The organism is Bacillus sp. LR--39, from assembly GCF_053613335.1.
In genome coordinates this window covers 1-547 of sequence record NZ_JBSIOT010001439.1, presented here as the reverse complement: position 1 = coordinate 547, position 547 = coordinate 1, and the positions used below count along the sequence as shown (strand labels likewise).

General features: G+C 51.2%; 1 protein-coding gene and 1 pseudogene. Both read right to left on the bottom strand.

The features are described from left to right. Positions 1-380: pseudogene (locus ACWHAR_RS31005) on the bottom strand (methyl-accepting chemotaxis protein); the annotation flags it as partial. A gap of 16 nt (positions 381-396) precedes the next feature. Beyond that, positions 397-547, bottom strand: a 151-nt coding sequence (locus ACWHAR_RS31000; RefSeq protein WP_452088923.1) for an aldehyde dehydrogenase family protein, incomplete at its 5' end; no start/stop codon positions are given.

Genomic DNA, 547 nt, shown 5'->3' with positions numbered 1-547 from the left:
GACAGGCTTTCCGCGACGCGGTGAAGCTGATCCGATTTTTCAAGGCTCGTGCCGAGCCCGACTCCGCCGATAACCCTTCCGTTCTCGTCGTGGAGCGGGATCGCTCTCGCCGCAAGAGGGAAGCCGAACAGCTCCTTAGGCACCATGCTTACTTTCTTTTTGTTTTGGCGGATGGCGTCTGTAATAATATCGCCTTCCTGCAAAGGGTCACCCGCTTTGACATTCAGGGAAAATGTCTTTCCCGGGATGTTGACGATCAGCTTTTCGGTATCGTAAATCCCCACTGTCACATCGTCCTGAATCAGCTGATTCAGGAACGGCGCCACTTTCACAAAAGCATCCAGCAGCGGGTGGATGTCCGTTTTTACTGCTTCATTCATGTATCAAATCCTCCTCTTAATATGGAAAACTCCTTTTTTGGTGCTGGACGGAAATCCATTTTAATGTCGTAAATTCGTCAAGGCTCCACTCTCCGTTCAGCCTTCCGATCCCCGATTGCTTTTCACCGCCGAAAGCGACATGCGGCTCATCGTTGATCGTCGTGTCA